The sequence below is a fragment of the Kitasatospora sp. NPDC097691 genome (assembly GCF_040302665.1).
In the GTDB taxonomy this organism is placed as follows: Bacteria; Actinomycetota; Actinomycetes; order Streptomycetales; family Streptomycetaceae; genus Kitasatospora.
In genome coordinates this window covers 1-23,620 of sequence record NZ_JBEORY010000067.1, presented here as the reverse complement: position 1 = coordinate 23,620, position 23,620 = coordinate 1, and the positions used below count along the sequence as shown (strand labels likewise).

15 protein-coding genes, 1 tRNA gene and 1 pseudogene are annotated in these 23,620 nt (G+C 75.2%); 7 read left to right on the top strand and 10 right to left on the bottom strand.

Annotated elements, in window-relative coordinates:
* Positions 1 to 99: 99 nt before the first annotated feature.
* Both ABTY56_RS32830 and ABTY56_RS32825 read left to right on the top strand, forming a co-directional pair.
* Positions 100 to 912 carry a class I SAM-dependent methyltransferase gene (locus tag ABTY56_RS32830; RefSeq protein WP_350633023.1) on the top strand — a complete coding sequence of 271 codons (813 nt, stop codon included), beginning with the start codon at positions 100 to 102 and terminating at the stop codon, positions 910 to 912.
* Between the two features lie 42 nt (positions 913 to 954).
* On the top strand, positions 955 to 1,401 hold the full coding sequence (locus ABTY56_RS32825) for a GNAT family N-acetyltransferase (RefSeq protein WP_350633021.1): 447 nt from the start codon (positions 955 to 957) through the stop codon (positions 1,399 to 1,401).
* Here ABTY56_RS32825 and ABTY56_RS32820 read toward each other — a convergent pair.
* The 8 genes from ABTY56_RS32820 to ABTY56_RS32785 form a co-directional block, all read right to left on the bottom strand.
* Entirely contained in the window at positions 1,398 to 2,630 is a 1,233-nt protein-coding gene (locus tag ABTY56_RS32820) for a hypothetical protein (RefSeq protein WP_350633020.1), read from the bottom strand. The two genes, ABTY56_RS32825 and ABTY56_RS32820, sit on opposite strands and share 4 nt — an antisense overlap.
* Before the next feature lie 431 nt (positions 2,631 to 3,061).
* Positions 3,062 to 3,853 carry a hypothetical protein gene (locus tag ABTY56_RS32815; RefSeq protein WP_350633019.1) on the bottom strand — a complete coding sequence of 264 codons (792 nt, stop codon included), beginning with the start codon at positions 3,851 to 3,853 and terminating at the stop codon, positions 3,062 to 3,064.
* A gap of 196 nt (positions 3,854 to 4,049) precedes the next feature.
* Positions 4,050 to 4,123, bottom strand: a tRNA-Met gene (locus tag ABTY56_RS32810).
* Between the two features lie 116 nt (positions 4,124 to 4,239).
* Positions 4,240 to 5,346 (bottom strand): PrsW family intramembrane metalloprotease, encoded by a 1,107-nt coding sequence (locus ABTY56_RS32805; RefSeq protein WP_350633018.1) that lies wholly within the window; start codon positions 5,344 to 5,346, stop codon positions 4,240 to 4,242.
* Positions 5,347 to 5,716: 370 nt separating this feature from the next.
* The gene (trmB, locus tag ABTY56_RS32800) at positions 5,717 to 6,547 is read right to left on the bottom strand and encodes a tRNA (guanosine(46)-N7)-methyltransferase TrmB (protein ID WP_350633017.1); all 831 of its coding nucleotides are present in this window, start codon (positions 6,545 to 6,547) and stop codon (positions 5,717 to 5,719) included.
* A gap of 55 nt (positions 6,548 to 6,602) precedes the next feature.
* Positions 6,603 to 7,841, bottom strand: coding sequence for an L-2-hydroxyglutarate dehydrogenase (gene lhgD / locus ABTY56_RS32795; RefSeq protein ID WP_502893234.1), 1,239 nt, complete (start codon positions 7,839 to 7,841; stop codon positions 6,603 to 6,605).
* Positions 7,842 to 8,116: 275 nt separating this feature from the next.
* On the bottom strand, positions 8,117 to 9,694 hold the full coding sequence (locus ABTY56_RS32790) for a TROVE domain-containing protein (RefSeq protein WP_350633015.1): 1,578 nt from the start codon (positions 9,692 to 9,694) through the stop codon (positions 8,117 to 8,119).
* 590 nt (positions 9,695 to 10,284) lie between these two features.
* Entirely contained in the window at positions 10,285 to 11,712 is a 1,428-nt protein-coding gene (locus ABTY56_RS32785) for an NsdA family TPR-like regulatory protein (RefSeq protein ID WP_350633014.1), read from the bottom strand.
* 806 nt (positions 11,713 to 12,518) lie between these two features.
* Here ABTY56_RS32785 and ABTY56_RS32780 point away from each other — a divergent pair.
* The 3 genes from ABTY56_RS32780 to ABTY56_RS32770 all read left to right on the top strand — a co-directional run bounded on the left by ABTY56_RS32780 (position 12,519) and on the right by ABTY56_RS32770 (position 16,168).
* Entirely contained in the window at positions 12,519 to 14,696 is a 2,178-nt protein-coding gene (locus ABTY56_RS32780; RefSeq protein ID WP_350633013.1) for an asparagine synthase-related protein, read from the top strand.
* Positions 14,697 to 14,846: 150 nt separating this feature from the next.
* Positions 14,847 to 15,368: a universal stress protein gene (locus ABTY56_RS32775; RefSeq protein WP_350633012.1), complete on the top strand. Its 522-nt coding sequence runs from the start codon at positions 14,847 to 14,849 to the stop codon at positions 15,366 to 15,368.
* Positions 15,369 to 15,463: 95 nt separating this feature from the next.
* Positions 15,464 to 16,168, top strand: a complete 705-nt coding sequence (locus tag ABTY56_RS32770; RefSeq protein WP_350633011.1) for a DsbA family oxidoreductase — start codon at positions 15,464 to 15,466, stop codon at positions 16,166 to 16,168.
* 52 nt (positions 16,169 to 16,220) lie between these two features.
* Here ABTY56_RS32770 and ABTY56_RS32765 read toward each other — a convergent pair whose 3' ends face one another.
* Together ABTY56_RS32765 and ABTY56_RS32760 are read right to left on the bottom strand one after the other, a co-directional pair.
* Positions 16,221 to 18,572 (bottom strand): sigma-70 family RNA polymerase sigma factor, encoded by a 2,352-nt coding sequence (locus ABTY56_RS32765; RefSeq protein WP_350633010.1) that lies wholly within the window; start codon positions 18,570 to 18,572, stop codon positions 16,221 to 16,223.
* A 338-nt stretch (positions 18,573 to 18,910) separates the two neighbouring features.
* Positions 18,911 to 19,681: a TetR/AcrR family transcriptional regulator gene (locus ABTY56_RS32760; RefSeq protein ID WP_502893235.1), complete on the bottom strand. Its 771-nt coding sequence runs from the start codon at positions 19,679 to 19,681 to the stop codon at positions 18,911 to 18,913.
* Positions 19,682 to 20,323: 642 nt separating this feature from the next.
* Between ABTY56_RS32760 and ABTY56_RS32755 the strand changes: the two genes are divergently transcribed.
* Entirely contained in the window at positions 20,324 to 21,727 is a 1,404-nt protein-coding gene (locus ABTY56_RS32755; protein WP_350633048.1) for an NAD(P)/FAD-dependent oxidoreductase, read from the top strand.
* 170 nt (positions 21,728 to 21,897) lie between these two features.
* Positions 21,898 to 23,178, top strand: a pseudogene (locus ABTY56_RS32750) (PP2C family protein-serine/threonine phosphatase); the annotation flags it as partial.
* Positions 23,179 to 23,620 lie beyond the last annotated feature (442 nt).

The window sequence follows — 23,620 nt, the reverse complement described above, 5'->3', positions numbered from 1 at the left end:
GCCCCTCCGGCCCCTCCGGCCCCTCCGGCCCCTCCGGCCCCCTCCGGCCCCGTCCGCCCTCCGGGTGCGGGCGGGGCCGCCGCGTGTTCGGATGGCCGCGTGGCCGCCGAAGGCTTTCCCTCCGAACGTTTCCCCGCCGAAGGCTTTCCCCCCGAACGCTTCCCCGCCGAAGGGTTCCCCCTCGAACAGGGTCCCTCCGGCCCGCCGGACGTCCTGGTCACCTCCCGTCCGCTGGACGAGTACTGCGCCCTGTTCGACCTCACCCGGGCCCGGCTCGCCGCCCTGCCGGGGCCGCTGCTGGACTGCCCCGGCGGCGCGGCCGGCCTGGCCGCCGAGGCGTGCGAGCTGGGCTGCCGGGTGATCGCCGTCGACCCGGCGTACGCGCTGCCGCTGCCGGTGGTCGCGGACCGCGCCCGGGCCGCCCGGGAGGCGATGGCCACCGCGATGGCCGACCGTCCGTACCTCTACCCCGCGCCCCGCCCCCACCGACCCGAGCGCTACCTGCGCAGCTGGGACCGCGCCCGTCGGCTGTTCGCCGCCGACTCGGCCGCGCACCCGCAACGGTACGTGGCCGCCGAACTGCCCCGGCTGCCCTTCGCGGACGGCACCTTCGCTCTCACCCTGAGCGGCTACCTGCTCTTCGCCTACCCCGAACTCTTCGGCCCCGAGCACCAGTTGGCGGCCCTGACCGAGCTGGTCCGGGTCACCTCCCCTGACGGCGAGGTCCGCGTCCAGCCGCTGTGCGACGGTCGCGGCCGCCGCTGCGGCCACCTCGACCCCCTGCGGTACGCACTCGGCGAGCGCCGCATCGCCAGCGAGGTCCACCGGGTCCCCCTGGCCGAGGACGGCCGCACCCTCCGCGTCCTGGTGCTGCGTGCCGCCGACCGTCGCCGCCGGGCGGCGGCCGCCTAGCATGTAATGATCACTAGCGCCCTGCGCCCCTATACTGGCCGCATGACCGACACGACGATCCGGCGTGCCGAAGCGGCCGACGCCGACCGGCTCACCGGGCTGATCCGGGCCTCCGACGCCTACCGCGGCGAGTACTTCGCCATGATCGACGGCTACGAGGTGACGCCCGACTACCTCGCGCGGCACGAGGTGCGGATGGCCGTGGACAGCACCGACGATCGCCTGCTCGGCTTCTACGCGCTGATCCGCGAACCGGCCGAGCTGGACCTGATGTTCGTCGCCGACGAATCCCAGGGGCGCGGCGTCGGGCGGCAGTTGATCGAGGACATGTTGGACCGCGCCCGGGCCGCCGGGATCGCCTCGGTCAAGGTCGTGTCGCACCCGCCCGCCGAGCGCTTCTACCTCCGGATGGGCGCCGAGCGCACCGGCACCCGGCCGCCGCAGCCCAAGACCCCGTGGGAACAGCCCGAACTGCGTTTCACCGTCTAGGACTCGCCCGCAGCGTCCGAGACCGACGCTGCGGGAGAGGCGGAGGAAGCCGGGGAGGCGGGCGAGGCCGGGGAGTCCGGGGAGGCCGCCGCCGCGGCCGCAGTCGGCCCGGTCGACTTCACCGACTGCGCCGACCCGACCGACTGCGCCGACCCCGCCGCCGCCGGCTGCGTCGGAACGAAGGCCGTCATCTGCAGCCGGGAGAGGATCTTCTCCGCCAGCCAACTGCGGTCCGACCCGTACGGAATGCCCCGCGGGTCGACCAGCTGCGCCGCCACCGCGTCCCGCAGCCGCTGCGCCTCGGCGGCCGGCAGTCGGGAGAGCAGGCCCCGGGCGGCCAGCAGCGCGTGGTACTGCTCGAAGCCCGAGCGCGGGTGCTCGATCGCGTCCAGCACGCTCGTCAGGTCCGCCAGAGCGGGGTCGCCCTGCATCAGCGCGAGCGCCTGGATCCGCCGCCCCTCGGAGCCGTCCGTGAAGAGGTCGCGTACCTGGTCGGCGGTCAGTGCCGAACGCCGCGCGGTCGAACGGACCTCGGCCACCACGCCCTCCGGCCCGGCCGGCGAGCCCGAGGCGGGCGGCAGCTGCCCGGCCAGCGCGGCGGGGTGCTCCGCGCTGCCGCCCAGCAGTCCGAGCTGCTGCATCGCGCGGACCCGCAGGTCGTCCGCGCCCACCTTGTCGCCGTGCCGGTCGCGGTCCTGCCCGGCGAGGAAGAGGTCCAGCGCCCGGTCGGCGTCGTTCAGCACCTGTGGCAGCGCGAGCCTGGTCACCAGCCAGCCGGCGAGGAAGCCGAGGACCAGGAAGTAGAGCACCAGCGCCGCCGCGAACGGCTCGGCGGCGGCGCCCCCGCCGAGCACGGGTGCCAGCGCCGACCCGAGTTCGTGCAGCCGCTCGCCGAGCGAGCCGAGCTGGGTCAGTCCGACGCCCAGCAGCACCTTGGTCAGCCAGTCCGAGACCTGCTCCAGATTGGTGTTCGGCGCGTACGAGCCCTGCGGCTGGTCCGCGCCGCCGCCGCGCACCCGGGGCACCCCGAACAGGAAGCCCAGCGCGCCGCCGAGCACCGCCGAGGCCCCGGTCACCACCAGGCCGCCGCCGAGCGTCTGCCAGGTCTGCTCCCGGCCGAGCGCGAACAGTAGCAGTCCGATCAGTCCTGTCCCGGCCAGTACGCCGGCGGCACCCCACTGCGCCGTCCGCACCGCGGACCTGCCGCCCAGTCGCCGCGCCCTCGCCATCGCCTACCCCCTGTGCCCGTGCCGCTCCGCTCCGGAACCCCGCGCCGACTCTAGCGCCGTGGCCCCACCACGGAAACGCCTCGGGCACGCCCCGGCTACGACACGGGGCCCTCGAAAAAACCGACGGCCCCCGAAAAACCGACGGCCCCGAAAACGCAGACGGCCCGCAGGCTGCTCCTTCGACGCCGGCCCGTGCACTGGCCTGGCGCCGAGGCACCGGGGATGTACCGGTGAGCCTGCGGGCCGGGTGACTGCTATGGATTTCGCCTGCCGGAGGCCATGGGCCTCACCCTGCGCAGGCAGGGGCGGCTCTAGCGAGCAGCCACCTCACGCATCCTGGTCGTACTCAACTCAGGATCACCTCCTTTCAGTGTGTCGCCACCATAGGCAGGCCACTGTCAGGAGGGCAACGGATTTATCCGGGCCGTTGCTCAGGCGGTCTTGAACTGGCTCTTGAACTTGCTGAAGTCGATGACGTTGTCGGCCGACGGGGCCTGGATGGTCAGCGGCTTGTCGAAGTCGGAGAAGTCGATCTGGCCGCTGCCGTCCTTGCCGCCGGTGTGCTCGATCCGGACCGGGTACGGCTTGCCCTCGGTGGCGACGTGGATGGTCGACACCCCGCCCTTGGAGTCGGTGGACTTGAGGCTGAAGGTCTTCACGCCGTTGACGTTGCCGGCGGAGCCCTTCTCGACCTTGTTGTCCGTGCCGTCGTCCTCGGTGATCTTCTTGCTGAAGTCGGCCAGGTTGCAGACGCCGGAGAGGGACTTCATCTCCGGGTCGCTGTCGAGGCCGGTCAGGTAACGGCCCTTGAACAGCTCGGCGGCCTGGGCGCCGTTCGGGCCGCCGAGGCTGGTCCAGAAAGCGGTGTCCGGCTTGATGTACGAGGTCTTGCCGTCGCTGATGATCTCGAACTTGCCCATGCCGGGCACCGACATGGTGCCGGTGCACTGGCTCTTGTTGTCCAGGGAGAGGTTCATCTCCATCTTCCCGTCCTCGTCGACCATGTTGCCGCTGATCTTGAGGGCGGTGGCGCCGGCCAGTGCGTCCTTGGCCTGCTTCTCGATGTCCTGCGCGCTGAGCTTGTCGGTGTCGAGCTTCTGCGAGGCGGCCGCCTTGGAGTCGCCGCCACCCTTGCTGTCGCCCTTGTTGTCGCCGCACGCGGCGGTGCCCGCTGCCAGGACGAGGCAGATCGCGGCGGTGCTGACCAGGCGCTTCGAGAGCATTGGTGCTTCCTTGTCCCGGGGGAGGCCCCGGGCCGCCCCCGACTGGATGAATTTTTCCTCAGTATGGGTCAGGCGCCCGACAGCGGATCTTCTTATCCGTCGCCGTTACAGGTTCGTGGCAGGACCGTGCTCTCCGTGTGCCCGGGAACGCGAAAGGCCCGGAGGACGAGTCCTCCGGGCCTTTCGTGCTACTGAGTAGCGGGGACAGGATTTGAACCTGCGACCTCTGGGTTATGAGCCCAGCGAGCTACCGAGCTGCTCCACCCCGCGTCGGTGAACACAACAATACGTGGAAGTCGCCGAGATGGGAAATCGGTTCTTCAAGCACCCCCGCCGCGGTCCCCCGACCACCCGTTCCGCGGGCCCCGTCACCTGTGGCGCGGGCCTCAGCCGCCGCCGCCGGCCGGGTGCGGGGCGGGCCGCCGCCCGCCCCGTGGCCGGTGCCGGGCCGAGCGGGCCCTCGCCCAGGCCGCGAAGCAGACCAGCGCGACGAAGCAGGGCACCATCAGCGCCGCGTACACCACCAGGAAGCCGTGCGTGCCGAGGTCGGCGGCGGCGTTCCAGGTGCCGTGCAGCACCATCGCCAGCAGCAGCCCGGCCGGCGCGGCCAGCCGGGCGAGCCGGCGCCGCCCGGTGGTCAGGGCGACGGCCAGGCCGATCCCGGTGAGCGCGGTGAACAGCGGGTGGGCGAAGGGCGAGAGCAGGGCGCGCAGCACGAAGGTCTGCACGGTGCTGTCGAAGTCGCGCAGGCTGGGCGGATCGCCGAGGCCTATGCTGTCCAGCCGCTGCCGCTGGTCGCTGGTGAAGGCCCGTCCCAGGTAGAGGGCGTTCTCGGTGAATGCGAAGCCGCAGGCGGTCATCCCGCCGAGCACCACCCCGGCGGCCAGGGTGCGGGGCCGGGAGCGGCGGTGCGGCGTGCCGCCGGACGGCGGGGCCGGGCGGAGGTAGGGCAGCGGCCGCAGGTAGGGGCGCAGTCGCAGCCGGTCCCGGGCGTGCGGCCCGACCTCGCGGCGCGGGTACGGGCGGGGGCGCCGGGGCGCGGGCGACCGGTGCAGCAGCGGCGCGCAGGGGCGCCCGGTGCGGCGGCCCCGGCAGCGCAGCCGGCGGCCGAGCGGCAGCAGCAGCACCAGCAGGGCGGTGGCCTTGGCGCTCTCCTCGATCACCGGGGTGGCGATCCCGGCACCGAGCAGCTCGCCGAGCGGGCCCTGGTGCCTGGTCAGATAGCTGGCCGTCCAGTTGTTGGCGAGGATGGCGACGGTGGTGGCCGCGCAGGCGCCCCAGGCGAGGCAGAACACGGTGTGCCGCAGCGGCACCCGGGCGGTGAGGTTGAGCCAGGCCAGGCCGCCCAGCACGAAGGGCAGCGGCACCATCGCCAGCCCCAGGCCGACCAGCAGTCCGACGGTGCCGGTCTGCCGCTGGACCAGGTGCAGGATCAGCACTCCGCAGCCGACCAGGGTCAGGACGGCGGTCGCGGTGACCGAGGAGAGTGCCATCGAGCGGCTGCGGCCCGGTGTCCCCCCGGGCGCGCCGGGGGCGGCGGAAGCGGTGGCAGGGGCGCTCGCGGTAGGCGGTGACGAGCCGCCCGGCCGGGGCAGCAGCCGTCGGCCCCGGCGCCTCCGGGGCCCCGGGATCGTCCGGGTGTCGCCGGTGCTCGGGACCGTCTCCGGTGCGTCGGCGGCGACCTGAACAGCCGTCCGGACCGTCGTCCGGGCGGTCGGCCGGGACCCGCCGCCGGACGGGCTGCCCATGCGGCACAGGGTAGGCCACGGCGGCCGCCGCTCGGGAGGACTCGGGACGAAACGTCCGTTCGGGGCACGTCCGTACGGACGCCTCGCTGCCGCCGTTCGAACGGCCGCCGGTGGGTCAGCGCCGGCGGAACAGCAGGTCGTGGACCACGTGGCCCTTGGCGATCCCGGCCCGTTCGAACTTGGTGACCGGCCGCCACTGCGGTCGCGGTGCGTAGCCGGGGATGCTGCCGTCCGGGTGGTCCGCGGGCTCCAGCCAGCCGGTCCCGTCACCCTCCGGGTGCAGGTTCTCCAGCTCCGGAGAGGCGGACAGCACCGCCAGCATCTGCTCCGCGTACGGCTCCCAGTCGGTGGCGCAGTGCACCAGGGCGCCGGGGGCGAGGCGGGGCAGCACCAGGTCGAGGAAGGAGTCCTGGACCAGCCGGCGCTTGTGGTGCTTGGGCTTGGGCCACGGGTCGGCGAAGAAGACCCGCAGGCCGGCCAGCGAGGCGTCCGGGAGCATGTCGCGCAGCAGGATCACCGCGTCGCCGGCGGCCAGCCGGACGTTCCCCGAGCCGTCGCGCTCCAGCAGCCCGAGCAGGTTGCCGTGGCCCGGAGTGTGCACGTCGGCGGCGAGGATGCCCGTGGCCGGGTCGGCGGCGGCCATCGCGGCGGTGGTCTCGCCCATGCCGAAGCCGATCTCCAGCGTCACCGGCAGCTCGCCGAACAGCTCCCGCAGGTCGAGCGGGGTTCCGTCGATCGGGATGCCGTACGTCTCCCAGCCGCGGTCCAGTGCGCCCGCCTGGGCGTTGGTCATCCGGCCCCGGCGCGGCTGGAAACTGCGGATGCGCCGCTCCCGGTGCTGCTCCTCGGTGGCCTTGTGCGGGTACATCGGGGCGGGGTAGCCGGCCGGCGCGGCGGAGAGCCGGGCGGACGGCGAGGGCTGGGGGATCGGGGCGGTGGCAGTCACAATCCCCCGAGTCTACGGGGCCGCGCTCGGCGCCCGGCGGGGTGTGTGACGGGGCTCATCCGCCCGCTTCCAGCGCGGCCAGGGCCCGGCGGGCCACCTCCCGGCCGATCGGCAGCGAGGCCGTCGCGGCGGGGGAGGGCGCGTTCAGCACGTGCACCGCGCGGCGCGGGGAGCGCGGGTCCTGCGGGTCGAAGCCGGCGAAGGCGAAGTCGTCCAGCAGCGAGCCGTCCCTGGCCACCGCCTGGGCCCGCACCCCGGCGGTGGCCGGCACCAGGTCCTCGGCGGAGACGGCGGGCAGCAGCCGCCGGACGGCCGTGGTGAACGCCCGCTTGGACAGCGAGCGGTGCAGCTCGCCCAGCTCGTACCGCCAGTGCCGGCGGGCGATCCGCCAGGTGCCGGGGAAGGCCAGCGTCCCGGCCAGGTCGCGGGGGCGGACGGTGCGCCAGTCGTACCCCTCGCGGGCAAGCGCGGGCACCGCGTTCGGGCCGACGTGGACGTCCCCGTGGATGCCCCGGGTGAGGTGCACGCCGAGGAAGGGGAAGGCCGGGTCGGGCACCGGGTAGACCAGGCCGCGCACCAAGTCCCGCCGGTGCTCGGCCAGTTCGTAGTACTCGCCGCGGAACGGCACGATCCGCACGCCGGTCTCGTCCCCGGCCATCCGGGCGATCCGGTCGCTGTGCAGTCCGGCGCAGTTCACCAGTACCCGGCACCGCAGCTCGCCGGTGGCGGTGCCCACCGTCACCCCGTCCCGGCGCCGCGCCACCGTCCGGACCTCGCTGCCGGGCCGCAGTTCGGCCCCGGCCTCCCGGGCCAGCCGGGCGTAAGCCGTGGCGACGGCGGGGAAGTCGCAGATGCCGGTGGTGCCGACGTGCAGCCCGGCGAGCCCGGACACCTCCGGCTCGTACCGGGCGATCCCGGCCCGGTCCAGTTCGGCGACCGGGATGCCGTTGGCCCGCCCGCGTTCCGCCAGGGCCGCCAGCCGGGGCAGCTCGGCGGCGCCGGTGGCCACGATCAGCTTGCCGGTCACCTCGTACGGGATGCCCTGCTCGCGGCAGAACGCCACCAGCTCGGCGGCACCCTCGACGGCGAACCGGGCCTTGTACGAACCGGGTCGGTAGTAGACGCCGCTGTGGATCACCCCGCTGTTGCGTCCGGTCTGGTGCGCCGCGAAGCCGGCCTCCTTCTCCAGCACCGCGACCCGCAGCCCCGGCCGTGCCCTGGTCAGCGCGTACGCCGTGCCCAACCCGACGATCCCGCCGCCCACCACCAGCACATCGATCTCGTCCGCCACCACAGGCTCCTCGCCTCGCCCGGCCGCCCCCACCGCCGCCGATGCTGCCACGGCGGCCGGGCCGGGTCGAGAGTGCGAACGGCCCGCGCGGGAACGGCGAGCGGCCGGGAAGGAACCACCCCCGTGGATCCCTTCCCGGCCGCTCGCCCGCTCGCTCGCCCGCCCGGGCCGGCGCCGCAGCAGCAGTGCCTCCCCCGGCGCCGTCCACGGACGGCCACGGACGGCTTCCCTCCGGCGCTGGTCCCGGCCCGACGGCCGCGGTCGGCCGCCGGTCCCCCTCACTCCTCCCAGGGCCAGTGGGCGTTCGCCCCGGCCTCCAGGAGTGGGATGAGGCGGAAGGCCGCGTCGCTCAGGCCGCCGAAGGTGTGGCGGTGGGCGCCGCCGCTGGGGCCGTGGGCCGGCGCGTAGCCGGCCAGGTTCCAGGTGTAGACGGGGACGTGGGCGGGGACGGCGGCGAGGGGGTCGCCGCCCCAGTGGTTCGGGCCGGTCTGCTCGTCGGTGACGATCACCACCCGGTCGTGGCCGCGGTAGTGGGCGCGCACGGCGTCGGCGGTGTTGGTGCCGCCGAGGCTGGAGAAACGATCCAGCACCCGCAGCACCGCCTCGCCCCGGCCGACCTGGATCACCCGGCTGGTGGTGCCGAACTCGACCAGGTCGGCCTTGGCGGCACGGACCTTCAACGCGGTGCCGAAGATCGCCGCCGAGTCCGCCCGGTTGAGCTCGGTCGGGCCGCCGGAGCGGTCGAACATCGAGCCCGAGCGGTCCACCAGGATCAGCGTCCGGCCGGGCAGCTCCGGCACGTTGGACAGCGAGTGGCCGAGCGCGGTGTCCAGCGCGTGCCCCCAGCGCAGCGAGGGCGCGTGCCGGTGCGCGGACAGGTAGCGGAACGGGAACTGGCGCGAGCGCCGCACCTCGCCCTTGTCGGAGATCCGCCGGGCCACGTCGGCCGCGACCGCGTCCGACACCCCCGCCTGGTCGAAGTTGCGCAGGTTCCGCACCAACGCCATCGGCCCCATCGACGGGATGACCGCCTCCCAGACCGGCGCGTCCAGCGGCCCCTGCAGCCAGCCGGCCAGCGCCTCCCAGGTCAGCCCGGCGGCGGCCAGCCGCTCGGCGCCGTCCTCGGCGGTCACCGCCGCCCGGCGCTCCTCGACGGGCAGTGCGAGCAGCTCGCGGTTGGCGGTCAGCAGCGGGTCGGACGCGGGCGGGACGGCCTCGTCCGGCCGGTGCTGGCGGTCCAGCGCGTACGCGAACAGGGCGCCCTGCCAGGGCTTGTCCGGGTCCGGCGAGGGGTGGGTCAGCTCGATCACGTCGCCGAAGCGGTAGCCCTTGCCCGCGGTGTCGTACTTGAGCAGCGAGCGGGCGTCGTACAGGCGCCGGACGGCGTCCGCGACGCCGCGCTTGAGCGGCTTGGGCAGCGCCCGGCCGTAGCGCGACGTCCAGTACGCGAGCAGCTCGCCGGGCTCGTCGGCGCGCCGCAGCACCGCCGCGACCGCCTGTCGGGAGTGCCCGTGGGCGCCCGCGTCGAGCCGGGCGCGGGTGAACTCGGCGGCGCCGACCAGGGCGGCGGTGCGCATGTGGGCGCCGTAGCGCAGCCAGCGCAGCAGCCCGACGGTCCACTCGGGATCGGAGACGGCGAGTTCGCGCACCAGCGCGGTGTAGCGGTCGTCGCGGTCGCCGCCGCGCTCGTAGTAGGTGTCCTTGCCGACCATGTTGGCCACCGCGAGCAGGAACAGCTCGGACTTGGCGTCCCGGACGTGGCCGGTGCCGCCGTTGTGGTTGCGGGTGAGCCGCCCGGTCGTGGCCACCGGCGAGCTCGGACTCGCCTTCGCCCTGCGGATGTTGAATCTGGACATGGGACAGCCCCCCTCGGCCTGTCGGTGTCAGTGGGAGGGAGGCATGCTGCGGCCGGGGTGCCCGAGATCATGCCGGCCGTCGCGAGGACGGCCGACGTCGGCGGAGGTTGGTATGCCTTGTGCTCTACCCGATTGAGCTAGCGGCCGCACTCGCGCACGGCACGCCCGGGACTCGAACCCGGAACCGCAAGATCCGAAGTAACCCCCGCCTGCGCACCGGGCACTCCGAAGCGCACTGCCTCCCGAGATCAAAGGTGGCCGCGGTCGATGGAACTCAGCTTCAACGCGCCCACGGGGGGCACTCGACCGAAGTAACCGCTGCCGTCGCACCGGGAGGTGCGGACGAACTATTCACGTATGGGTGTCCAGAGTTCAAGGACGGCTGAGGTGACGAAGCTGCTCTGGCCACTGAGCTACACCGGCCCGAAGCCGATGACGGGATTCGAACCCGCGACCTGCCCAATTAGGAGTTGGAAGTAACCTCTGCCTGCGCACCTGGACAAGAGAGACCTTAGCCAGGCCCCTCTCGCAGGCGCACCTCATTTACCGTCAGGCCCGGCCGGTGCACGGCCAGGCTCGCCCGGCGCTCCTCAAGCCGGAGCGACGATCACCGCCCGCGCCCGCTCGGCCAACTCCCGCACCCGGCGTTCGCCCTGGAACGGTTCCAGGCGCCGCAGCATCTCCACCACGTACTCCCGGCTGCGCTGCGAGGAGATCCGGCCGGCCACCTCGACGGCGCGTTCGCCGGCGGCGACCGCGGCGTCCAGGTTGCCCGCCTCGGCCTCGGCCATCGCCGAGACCACCAGCCGCAGGCCGTGCGAGCGGACGAAGCCCTCGGTGGGCTTGGCCAGTGCCTCGCGGGTGAACTGCCGCACCTTGGAGGGCACTCCGAGGTCACGGAAGCACTCGGCGGCGTCGGCGGCGAGCCGGTCGTAGGCGTAGAAGTCGATCCACGCCGGATCGGGATCCCCGGCGCGCGCTCGTTCGAGTGCGCTCTCCGCCGCCCCGAGCGCCGTCGCACACGCCGCCGCGTTGCGGGCCTTGGCCTGGGCCCGCGCCTCCACCAGGTGGAAGAAGCTCATCGTGCGGGCGGTGGCCAGGCCCCGGTTGCGTTCCAGGGCGGCCTGCGCCAGGTCCACCGCCTCCTCGGCGAAGCCCCGGTAGCCGGCCTGCAGGCTCATCGAGGCCAGCACGTAGCCGCCGAGCGGCACGTCGGCGGCGGCGCGGGCGAGCCGCAGGGCCTGGATGTAGTACCGCTGGGCGGCCTCGTGCTGCCCGGTGTCGAACGCCATCCACCCGGCCAGCCTGGTCAGTTCGGCCGTCGCGCCGAACAGCGCCCGGCCGACCGCGTCGCTGTACGAGGCCAACAGCAGCGGCGCCGCCTCCACCCGCAGGCACTCCGGCACCATCGACGAACGCCAGTCCCCGCCGCCGTACTTGGAGTCCCAGCGGCGGGCCTCCTGGGCGGCCTCGCGGAGCTTGGCCGCGTCCGAGTGGCCGACCCGGTAGGAGGACGTGTCGCTGGGGGAGCGCGGCACCTCGCGGGCCACCGAGCCGTCCGCCGGGGTGATCAGCCAGCGGGAGACGGGCGTCGCGTAGGCGGCGACCGAGAAGGTGCCGGCCAGGCTGTCGCTCCACCGGCCGCCGCCGGGGCCCCGGCGCAGGTCGAGGTCGACCCGCCACAGGTCGGTGGCGGAGCGGACGGCCTCGGCGACGTCGCGCGGGAAGGCCAGGCCGAGTTCGGGCGCCGGGTCGGTGTCGCCCAGGCCGATCTCCTCCAGCGGGACGGGCCGGCCGAGCTTGCCGCCGATCGCGGTGGCGATCAGGTGCGGGACGGGCCCCTGCGGGACCATGCCCTTGCTGACCCACCGGGCCACCGAGGTCTTGTCGTACCGCAGGGTCAGCCCGCGCTGGGCACCGAGGTCGTTGACCCGGCGGGCCAGTCCGGCGTTGCTGATCTGGGCGAGGGTCAGGAGCGTGCCGAGCCGTTCGTTCGGTCCACGTGGGCTGACGGTCATGGTGGCGGCGGCACCTCCTGCGGCCTTGTGCGCGGGGCCCGGGCGGCACCGGGCCGTAGCTGCTGTACCTAGAGTAGTCGGACGCGTTCCGACGGTTAAGAGGTCGCATTCCGGATGGCGGGATCGCGCACTCGGCGGCGCCGCACGGGGGTTGGTCCGGACCACTCGGATCCGGCCGATCGCGCCGCGCGCCGGAGCGTCGTGCTCCGGTCCCGTGTTCACGTGCGCCCGGCCGTGCCCCCTGGCCGCACCGGCTGGTCGGCGATTCGCTGGTGGTCGTGGGTCGGCCCGCCGTCGAGGACCCGGCGGGCCGGGGGATGCCGCCGCCTCAATCCCCGCGGGCGGCGGTGAAGTCCGGGAGGGCATGCGGATGCCCTCCCGGGCCGGGCGACGCCTTTCGGCCATCTCGCGATGCCCATGCCAAGGCGGCCCGCGGGCGGCCCGGGCCACGGAGGGGAAGGCCCGGCCCGCCCGGCCCCACCCCGCAGCCGCGGGCCGCTCCGCCCGGTTCCGCCGCGCCGCCGGTCGGCTCTCGCGCCCGGTTCGCCGCGCCCGTCGGCCGGCTCTCGCGCCCGGCTCCGTCGCGCCGCCGGTCTGCTCCCCCGCGCGGATCCGCCCCGCCGTCGGCAGGCCGCCACCGAAGCGGAACCCGCAACACCGGCCACAGCGACGCCGAGCGGTGGCACGATGTCCCCTGACGGCGCATCGAGCTGCGGGGGCACGTCGGGACGCGCGGGCCGCCACGGCACACCCACCCGGCGTTCGGCGCGCCGCGCGGATGCAGGTCCTCGTCCGGTGGAGGCGCGATGCGGTGGCTGACGGGCTGGTGCACGGGCGCGCCCCGGGCGGGCGCGCCCGCACACGAGACGCCCGGCACGGTCGCGCCGATCGCCGCGCGCCCGCTGTGGACCGGCCCCGACCCGCTCTGGGCCGTCGGCGACTGGCGCCCCGAGGAGATCCGCCTGGTCACCCTCCGCCCCGGCGCCCCCGCCGCGGTCAGCACCGGCCCCACCGCCCCCGACCCGGTCGAGGACACCCCCGCCACCACCCGGCTCGCCGTCCTCGGCCACTGCGGCGCCACCGACGCCGAGCTCGCCGCCGGCCTCGCGGCCGCCCGCGGCGGCGCCGTCCGCCACCTCACCGCCTGGCCCGGCAGCTACACCGTCGTGCTGCGCGCCGGCACCCGCTCCACCCTGCTGCTCACCGACCTCGCCGGCGCCCAGCCGGTCTTCCACACCCCCTGGGGCGCCGGCACGGCGTACGCCACCGCCGCCCTCCCGCTGGCCGACCTGGTCGGCGCCGCCCTGGACACCGGCCACCTCGCCGCCCGGCTCGCCTGTCCCGAGTCCCCCGAGGCGCTCGGCACCGGAACGCCGTACCTGGGTGTCCAGCAGGTGCCGCCCGGCCACGTGCTCGGGATCCGCGGCGGCCGCCCGTACCTGTCCGGCTACGACGACCCGGCCGCCGCCGAACAGCCCCGCGACGAGGCGCCCGCCGTCCGCGAACTCACCCGCGCCCTGCTGGAATCCGTCCGCTCCCGGGTCCGGACCACCGCGCAGGTCCTCGACCCCGCGGGGCGGCCCCGGCTCGGCGTCGACCTCTCGTACGGCACCGCCTCCGCCACCGTCGCCCTGCTCGCCGCCGCCGTACCGCTGCCGCCGGTGCCCGCCGCGACCGTCCCGGCCCCGAGGGCGCCGGGGGCCGCAGGGCTGCCGGGAGCCGCGGGGGCAGCCGGGGTCCCCGGCGCCAGGAACGGCGCGGTCAAGGGTTCCTGGGCCCGGGCCGCCGTCCGGGAACCCGCCGCGCCCGAGCAGTTGGCCGCCGTCACGCTCGGCGAGACCGAGCCCCCGGCCACCCTCGCGCTCGCCCCCGACACCCCGCGACTGCGGCACACCGTGCTGGACCCCGGCCCCGACACCCTCCCGTACGCCGGACTGCGCACCGACCCGCAGGCCGGCCGGCTCACCGACGAGCCCGGACCCGAACTCGTCGCCGCCGCCCGCGCCGAAGTCCGCTTCGACGCCGGCGGCACCGACCACCTCACCGGCTACGGAGCCCGCCAGGTCCTCGACGGCCACCCGGCCCGCCTCGCCGACCTCCTCCGGTCCGGCCGCCCGCGCGAACTCCTGCCCCCGGTCGCCGCGCTGGCCGGGGCCGACCGGGCCGTCGCGGGCGTCCTGGCCGGCGCGCTGCGCACGCCGCTCACCGTGGTCCGCGCCGCGCACCGGCTCTCCCGGGTCGGCTACGCCGAGGCACTGGACGAGGCCGCCGCCAAACTGACCGCCCGGCACGTCCCGGACGGCGGCGGGACGGCGGGGAGCCGCTCGGCCGTCGACCTCGCCTGGTGCGTGCCCGGGCCGGCCGCCCGCTGGCTCTCCGACGAGGCGCTCTCCTCCGTGGCCCTGAGACTCCGCCTGGCGGCGCGCAAACCGGCGCCCGACGAACGCCCCGGCGCGCACCGCGCCCGGCACGCCCTCTACCGCCAGGCACGCTCCTTCCGCACGCTCGTGCACGCTGCCGAACAGCCCGGCCAACGGCTGCACGCGCCCTTCCTCGACAACCAGGTCGTCCGCGCCGCCCGTCTCCTCCCCGACGACGTCCGCCTCCAGCCCGGCGCCCGGCACGCCCTCCTGCACGCCGTGCTCACCGGCGCCGGCCGCACCGACCTGCCCCCCGACTGGGGCCGCAGCCCCCGCCCCGACCGCACCGCCCCCGCCCGCGCCGGCCTGCGCCTCGCCGCCGACGGCCTCGCCGAACTCTTCGACGCCCCCCTCCTCGCCGAAGCCGGCCTCATCGACCTCCCCGCCGTCCGCGCCGGCCTCGCCCACTCCGCGGACCCGGACTCCCCGCTCTCCCCCGCCGCCCTCGCCGGCCTCGCCGACCTCGTCTCCACCGAACTCTGGCTGCGCCGCGTCCGCGCCCGGCGCCACGGCGCCTGCTGGACCGGCCTCCCCCACCCCCAACCCCCCGCCCTCACCCCCTGACCCGGCGGGGCGGCCTCCGCGCCCCGCCGCCGCCGCCCGCCCGGGCCGTGCCCGTCGACCCGCGGCCTTCTCTCGGCGCGGTTGCGGCGGCGGCGTCGTCCGGGCACCCATGATGGCGGGGGTGTGGATCCGGGGCGAGGAGGGTGTGCGGTGGCCGGTGGGAGCGCGGGGCGGGACGTGCCCGTGGTGCTGTCGGTGCTCGGGCGGCCGCCGGCCGGCCGGCCGGCCGGGGTGCTGGCGGCGTGCGACGGGTCGGACGGGTCGCTGTGGGCGCTGGACCGGGCGATGACGGAGGCGGAGCTGTTCGGCCTGCCGCTGTACGTGCTGGCCGTGGTGAACCCGGCGCCGGCCGGCTATCCGCCGGGGATGGCGGAGCTGGTGCAGGAGAGCGTGGAGACGCTGGTCGAGAGCACGGCGGACGGGCTGCGCCGCTCGGTGGCCGCCGTGCAGCGGCAGCGCCCGGCGCCGTACGCGGGGGAGATGTCGCTGCACGTGGTGCTGGGCAACGTCATCGAGGTGTTGCTGGAGGCGGCGCCCCGGCAGCACACGCTGGTGGTCGGCACCCGGGGCAACGGTGGGTTCGCCCGGCTGCTGCTGGGCTCGGTGAGTTCGGCGATGGTGCACCACGCGGCATGCCCGGTTCTGGTGGTCCCGGCGCCGCCGGCCGGCTGAACCGGCAGGTCAGGGAGTTGTCGGGAATGTACCGAGATGGTTCATCGTTCACCCATCTCGTACACATCTGACAAGACGCCCCCTGGAGACCCCGCATGAAGGTCGAGATCTGGTCCGACATCGCCTGCCCCTGGTGCTACATCGGCAAGCGCCGCTTCGAGGAGGCCCTCGCGGACTTCCCGGGCAAGGAGCAGGTCGAGGTCGTCTACCGTCCGTACCAGCTGGTCCCGGACGCCCCCACGACGGCGAGCCCGCACCGCGCCTGGCTGGCCGAGCGCTACGGTCCGCAGTCCGTGGCGATGGACGCCCGGGTGGCCGAGCTGGGCCTCGCCGAGGGCATCGCGTACGACTTCGACGCCGCACTGCACGCCAACACCTTCCTGGGCCACCGGCTGCTGCACCTCGCCGAGTCCGAGTACGGCCCGGAGGTCCAGGGCCGACTGAAGGAGGCGCTGCTCAAGGCGCACTTCACCGACGGCGTCGACGTCGGGGACCGCGCCGCGCTGGTCGACGTCGCCGTGGCGGTCGGCCTGGACCGGGAGCGGGTGACGGCCTACCTGGCGGGGGACGAGGGCACCGCCGAGGTCCATGCCCAGCTGGCCGAGGGCCGGGAGCTGGGGATCTCCGCCGTCCCCACCTTCGTGTTCGAGGGCAAGTGGGCGGTCCAGGGCGGTCAGGACGCCGGGACCTTCCGCAAGGTGCTGGACCAGGTCGCCGCCGAGATCGGCGAGCGCCGGCCCGCCCCGGTGCAGGTCGCCCCGGCCGGGGAGGCCTGCGCGGACGGCTCCTGCGCCGTCTGACCTCCGCGCGCCACCCGCGCGGAGCCCGGGGCCCGCTGCAGGAGCACCTGTGTCAGGAGCACCTGAAGCGGGCCTCGGCCCAGTCCGCGACGTTCAGCGCCGACCAGATCCCGTTCGCCGGCGTGACCACCAGCCGGATCGACTTCTGCCCGGTCAGCGGCACGTGCACCGGCACCGCGTCGTCGCCGACGGCGAGCGCCCGGGAGCGCCACAGGGTCCGGCCGTCGCCGCCCTCGACGGAGAAGACCACCCCGCCGGGCGTGAGCGTGACGTCGTCCACCCCCGCCACCGCGTCGAACGACGTGCAGCTGCGGTTGAGGTCGATCAGGGTGGTCGCCGGGGCGCGCACGGTGAGGACGTGCGGGTGGTGGTCGCCGCCGATCCAGCCGCTGCTGCGCTGCCAGAAGTTGTCGCTGCCCTTCTGCCGGATGCTCGGCTGGGGCGGCGGCACCCGGTTGTGGCCGGGCTTGACCACGGGCAGCGAGTCGGCCCAGAAGTCGGTGGGCGCGGGCGGCGAGGGCGGGGTGACGGTCGGGGTCGGCACCGGCGGCGGGGTGGGTGTCGGGACGACGGGCGGTTCGGGCGTGGGCACCGGCGGCAGGGTCGGCTCGGGCACGACCGGGGGCGCGACGGTCGGTTTCGGGGCCGCCGGGCTACTGGGCGCGGCCGGGGCGGGCCTGGGCGCCCGGGCGGCGGGCGGTGCCGGGGCGGGTTCGACGGGCGGCTTCGCGCTGGGGCTCGGCGCGGGCTGCTCAGGCTCCGGCGCGGCGCTGCTGGGCGCGGGTGCCGGGGGCGGGGCGGGTGCGGGCGCGGCCGGCACCGGGGAGGGCGCGGCCGGGGAAGGGGCAGCCGGGGCGCTGACGGCCGGGGGAGCGGCTGCCGGGGGAGCCGGCTCGGGAGATCCGGTCAGCGCGTACGCGGCGACGGCGGCCGCGGCCACCGCGACGGCGGCGGCGATCCCGGCCTTGGCGGCGGCGCCCAGGCCCTCGCCGACCGCGGCGGCCGCGTGCCCACCGGAGGCCGCACCGGCCCCCGCGGCCCCTCCGCCCGCGGCTCCGCCCGAACCCGCGGCTCCGCCCGAACCCGTGGCACCGACGGACCCGGCGGCACCCGCGGTCCCGGCCGCCGTGCCCGAGGACCCGGCGGTCGCGGCCGCCGTGCCCGCCGCCGCCCCGCCGACCGCGGCGACACCGCCGACGGCGGCCGCGGCGGCGCTGAACCCGCCGACCCCGACCCAGACGAGCACGCCGCCGGGCAGCAGCGCGCGCAGGCCGGTGTTGATCTCGGTCAGTTCCAGGCAGGCCGCCGTACAGCGGTCGCACTCCTTGAGGTGCCGTCCGACCTCCGCCGAGGCCCGCTTGCGCAGCGAGCCGCGCGCGTACGCGCCGAGCCGGTTCGCGTACGCCTCGCACGCCCGGTCCTGGCTGCCGGAGACGTGCGCCTGCAGGAACGCGGCAGCGAGCCGGTCGCGGGCCCGGTGGGCCTGGACGGCGGTGGCGTTGGCGGTCTTGCCGAGCATCACCGCGACGGTCTTGGGGGACTCCCGCTCGACCTCGGTGTGCCAGAGCACCACCCGGTCGTCCTCGGGCAGTTCGGCGTAGGCCTGCATGACCATCCGCTGGTCGCACATCGCCATAGCCCAGGCGTCGGCGCCCGGGTCGGCCAGGTCGGGGCCGGCCACGGCGGCCGAGGTCTGTGCGAAGACGGCGAAGTCGTCCACGAGTTGCTCGCGCCGTTCGCTGCGGTGCCAGGCGGCGGCGACGTTGCGCACGGCGGTGAGCAGGTAGGCGCGGACGGCGAACTCCGGTCCCCTGCCCGCCCGCAGCGCCTGCAGGGTGCGGGCGAAGACCTCGCCGGCGAGGTCCTCGGCGGTGAAGCTGTCCCGGCAGCAGGTGCGCGCGTAGCGGCGGACCGATTCGGCGTGCCGGCGGTAGATCTCCTCGTACGCGGTGTCGTCGCCGGCCCGCACTCGGGCGGTCAACTCGGCGTCGGAGGGCGGGCGCTCGCCGTCCACCGGGTCGGCGGGCGCGGGTACGGTCGGCCGAGCGGGCCGGCTGCCGCCGAACTGCTCGCCGACGAAGGCCTCGGGGGCGACGCCGCCGCGGCCCGCCGGGGCCTGGCCGGGCACCCGGCCGGAGGGCAACGCGGCGGCGGAGGCGGAGAGCGACTCGCGGCTGGGCATCCCGGCCTGGTCGGGGACGTGTCCGGCTGCGGAACCCGGTGCGGCGCCCGGCACTTGGGCCGATCCGCCGATCCCGCCGGCACCGCCGATCCCGCCGGGGTTGCCGATCCCGCTCGCACCGCCGACCCCGCCGGAGCCTGCGGCGGACCCTTCGGCGGTGCTACCGGAGAAGCCTCCGAAGTCGAGGCCGTACCCGTAGTCGTTCTGTTCCTCGGCGCTCACAACGGACCCCAGATTCCACGACAGCCCCCGTAGTGTGGCAGGGCGCGCGGGAGTGCGTAGGCGCACCGTTCCCCGGCGTACGGCGCCGACGGCGCGCGAAGGGCGCGCATCGGGACATTGGCTCCAACCACGGGCAAAGGATGGCATAGCGCAGGGACGGGCGGTAGCCGGACCGGCCGTTCCCCACTCTTCCGTGGGGCCGTCGCGGATGTGTTCGCCCAGCGTGCTGCGCCGGGTCGTGCGACACCCGCTCCCGGCGCGCGCTCCTGTCCCGCGCGCCGGTGATCCGCCCAACTCCCCTGCCCGCCAAGCGCGGCGTCCGCGCCCGTCGTCGGGTGTCAGCGTGCCCGCAGACCGTCCAGCAGGATCTGCAGCAGCCGGTCCGCGGGCCCGGCGAGCGACTGACCGTCCGTCTGCGGAGCAACCGGCGAGAAGCCACCCGCCGTCGGCGTCGAGACCGACGGGCGGGCCGCGTGCACCGGCACCGAAGCGGTCAGCACCAGCACCACGTCCGACACCGTGACGCCCGGCCGCAGTTCGCCCGCCGCACCGGCCCGCGCCACCAGCGCGGCCAGCAGCTGGAGCAGCAGCCGGGGATCGGCGTCGGCGGCCGACGGCTCGACCGCTCCGCCGGAACGGGCCTCCTCGCCGCGCAGGTCGAAGCGGACCACCGCGGGCGGTTCCGGCACCCGCTGGTGGGGCACCCGGCCCAGCTCCTCCGCGTACCGGAACGCCTCCGGCGGCAGCAGCCGCCCGGCTCCACTGCTCACCGCGCGGGCCAGGTAGCCGGCCAGCGACTCCCAGGCACCGTCGCCGCCGTACAGCGACTCGCGCGCCTGCGCGGTCAGCCATGCCACCTCCTCGGCGGCGATCCGCTGGACCAGCACCTCCTTGCTCGGGAAGCGCCGGTAGACGGTGCCGACCCCGACCCCGGCCCGGCGCGCGACCTCCTCCATCGGCGCGCCGTAGCCGAACTCGCCGAACACCTCGCGGGCCGCCCGCAGCACGCTCTCCAGGTTCCGCCGGGCGTCCACCCGCAGCCGGGCCCCCGGCACCGGCGGCGCGGCCTGCGCGGGCTCGGTCCGGTACGGCGCGGCGCCCTGGAACATCCCGGCCTGCGCCATCCCGGCCTGCGCCGGCAGGTCCACCGGGCCGCGTTGTTCGGGCACCATGCCCGGTCCGGCCTGTGGCGCACCCGCCCGCCCCAACACCTGCTCCTGTTCCATCATCCCAACTCTCCCCCGCAGGCGTCCGAATCCGGACCCTGTCGTCGCCCGCCCCTGCACCCCCCGGTGCAGCTCAGCCCGTCAGAAATGACCTGATGAACCATCGCTCGTGCCGCCCGTCCCGTTCCGGTGACCACGGTTTCGTGCCGCCGGGCCGGGTCCATGTCCGGCTCGGCGCGTCGGCACCGTCCGGGGCCCTGTCCGGGAACTACCCTTCCCCGGATGACTGTCCCCCAGTCGGGTTCTCACGCCAACGCTGGAACTGGCCGTAGTGGCCGCTCCACGGTGCGTCGCCGCCGATTGTCATGGCGACAGCCGCCCCGGTACACAATCCGACCATAGTTCACGGCTCTTCGCGGCCGAAAGTGCGTCAGAAAGTCGCCCAGGAAGCACAACTGGCCACGACAGCCACTCGCGTCGCAACCAGCCCCGTACGGACTGTGGACAAGACCACCTCCGCCGGTCCTTCATAGGGGGGCGTGATGGGGGGACACCCCCGGCCGCGGGGCCGGGACGAAACGTCACATCGGCAGGAGGTGCACCATCAGGATCCTGATCGCCGGCGGCGGTTGCGCCGGCACGGCCACCGCACTCCACCTCCAGCGCGGCCTGCGGGAGCGGCTGCGACGCGGCGAGGTGGAGATCACCGTGGTCGAACCCCAGGCCTACTTCACCTACCACCCGCTGCTGGCCGAGGTCGCGGCCGGTTCGATCGACCCGAGACACGTGGTCGTCCCGCTGCGCCGGGTCCTGCCGGACTGCCGGGTGCTCACCGCCCGGATCACCCGGATCGAACACGCCGCCCGGCGCGCCCTGGCCGACGCCGCGAGCCCCGGCGAGCCCCCCGCGCCGATCGAACTCCCCTACGACGTCCTGGTGGTGGCCCCCGGCTCGGTCTCCCGGACGGCACCGGTGCCGGGCCTCGCCGAACACGGCCTCGGCTTCTCCACCGTCGGCGAGGCGGTCGGCCTGCGCAACCACGTCCTGGAGCAGCTCGACCTCGCCTCCGCCACCCGCGACCCGGCGCTGCGCCAGTCCGCGCTCACCTTCGTCTTCGTCGGCGCCGGCTACGCGGGCGTCGGGGCGCTCGCGGAGCTGGAGGACATGGTCCGCACCGCCGTCCGCGGCTACCACAACGTCCGCGCGGAGGACCTGCGCTGGGTGCTGGTCGAGGCGACCGACCGGATCCTCGCCGAGGAGTCGCCCGAGCTCGCCGAGCACACCCTCGGCGAGCTGCGCGAACGCGGCGTCGACATCCGCCTGCGCACCACCCTGGAGTCCGCCGTCGACCGGGTCGTCGCGCTCTCCGACGGCAGCCGCTTCGGCGCCCGCACCCTCGTCTGGACGGCCGGCGTCCGGCCGTCCCCGCTGCTGCGCGACACCGACCTGCCGCTGGACACCCTCGGCCGGGTCCGCTGTCTGTCCACCCTGCAGGCGGTCGGACCGGACGGGCGCGCGCTGCCCGGTGTCTGGGCGGCCGGCGACTGCGCGGCCGTACCGGATCCGAACGCGGACGGCGCCCCCTGCGCGCCCAACGCCCAGCACGCCTTCGCCGAGGCCGCGCTGCTCGCCCGCAACATCGCGGTGGCCCTGGACGGCGGGCCGCACGCACCGGGCCTGGCCCGGTACGAGCCCGGCCCCGCGGCGTGCTCGACCTCCCTCGGCCCGCACCGGGCCGTCGCGCACACCCGGCGGGGCGGCAAGCTCACCGGCCGACGGGCGTGGTGGCTGCACCGGGCGAGGCACCTGCGGCGGCTGCCGAGCGCGGAGCGCCGCGTCCGGGTGCTGATGGACTGGGTGCTGGGCGGGGTGTTCTCCCGCGAGGTGGTCTCGCTGGGTGCGATGGAGCACCCGCGTTCGGCTTTCGAGAAGGGGTTCGACCCCAAGCTCGGACGACCGTCCGACGCCGGACCGGATGCGCCCCGCTGACGGCCCCCGCCGGCACGGCCCGGAGGCCGATCGGACGGCCACGCCGGACGCGCGACTTCCGAAACCAGGCCTCTGCCTGACAGGATCAGCCCGACCTGGTCATTACCCCGTGTACTGCCGTGTACACAAAAAGTGATGATATGCCTGGAAAACGAGGAAGCGGCCGTCGTTTGAACCTGATGCGTTGGAGCGCCCGGCTCACCGGAGCCCCCTGGCGTGCCACCCCGACCAGCGGGGTCGGCACCGCCGAGGGCGCGCCCTCCGCCGCCGACGGCGTCGTCGTGCCCGGCCCCCGTGACCCGATCGGCCCCACCAGCGCCGCCGAGCTCCTCGACCCCCACAGACCCCAGAACCTGCGCGAGGTCCTCAACCGCATCCCCGCCCCGGTCGCCGTCACCTACGGCCCGCTCCACCAGCTCGGCTACGCCAACCGCGCCTACCGCGAACTGTTCGGCGAACGCCCCACCGGCCTGCCCGCGGGCGAGGCACTCCCGGAACTCGGGACCATGGGCGTCCTGCCCCTGATGGACCAGGTCATCCGCGGCGGCCGCCCGCGCAGCGTCAAGGCCCGCTGCATCCTCGGCCTCACCGGCAACCGCTACTACAACGTGTCCTGCGTCCCGCTCGGCTCCGGCGACACCACCGACGCTCCCGCCGAGGGCGCGCCCGCCGGCGTCCTGATCTTCGCCGCCGAGGTCACCGACCAGGTCCTCGCCGCCGCCCGTCTCCGCGAAGCCGAACGCCGCCAGCGCGAGGCCGCCGTCACCCTCCAGCGCAGTCTGCTCCCGCAGAAGCTCGACCAGCCCGCCGACCTGCGGGTCGCCGCCACCTACCAGCCCGGCGGCGCCGAGGCGGCCGTCGGCGGCGACTGGTACGACGTCATCGCCATCGACGGCGGCCGCACGGCACTCGTCATCGGCGACGTCATGGGCCGCGGACTGCGGGCAGCGGCCGTCATGGGCCAGCTGCGCACCGCGGTCCGCGCCTACGCCCGCCTCGACCTGCCGCCGCACGAGGTGATGCGCCTGCTCGACGGCCTCGCCATGGAGATCGACGCCAACCAGATCGCCACCTGCACCTACGCCGTCTGGGACCCGGAGCGCCGCACCCTCTCCTACGCCTCGGCCGGCCACCTCCCGATCCTGCTGCGCTGCCCCGACGGCACCATCCTGCGCAGCGAGGAACAGAACGGCCCGCCGCTCGGCACCGGAGGCGGCATGCACGTCTCCCACACCCTGCGACTGCTCCCCGGCACGACCGGTGTCCTCTATACGGACGGCCTGGTCGAGCGTCGCGACGAGGACATCGACCAAGGCCTCGACCTCCTGGCCCGCACCCTGACCGGTGCGATCGGTGCCCCCGACGTCATCTGCGCCCGCCTGCTGCGGGCGATGGGGGTCACCTCGGAGCACGACGACGACGTCGCCGTCCTGGCCTTCCACCTGCCGGCGGAGGAGGTCGCCGAAAATTCGCTTGCGGGCCTTGACTCGGTCATCCCAGAGGTCTAGTGTTCTTCGAGTTGCCTGACAGGGAGCACCGGACACGCATCAGCGCGGACGGCCCCCGGGGCGGCCAATCCTCTGAAACACCACTTCCCAGGTTCGGGCTGGGTTGCGTTCGCATGTCTGCGTCGCGGCTCGGTCCTTATTCGGGGTGCTCGTTTTATCGGATTGCGGCCGATTCGCCTTTCGGGGCAGGGATCGGCTAGAGTTTGAAACGTCGGACGGGGCGTCAAGCCCCGGAAGACACCGGCGAGTTGGATGAACGAAGCCCCGGAAACGGAGCGGAAAACATCTGGTAAGCTGGAAACACGAAAGAACGAAGCCCGGAGGGTCCGCTGGAAGGCGGTCCGAAGGAAGCGTCCGTTCCTTGAGAACTCAACAGCGTGCCAAA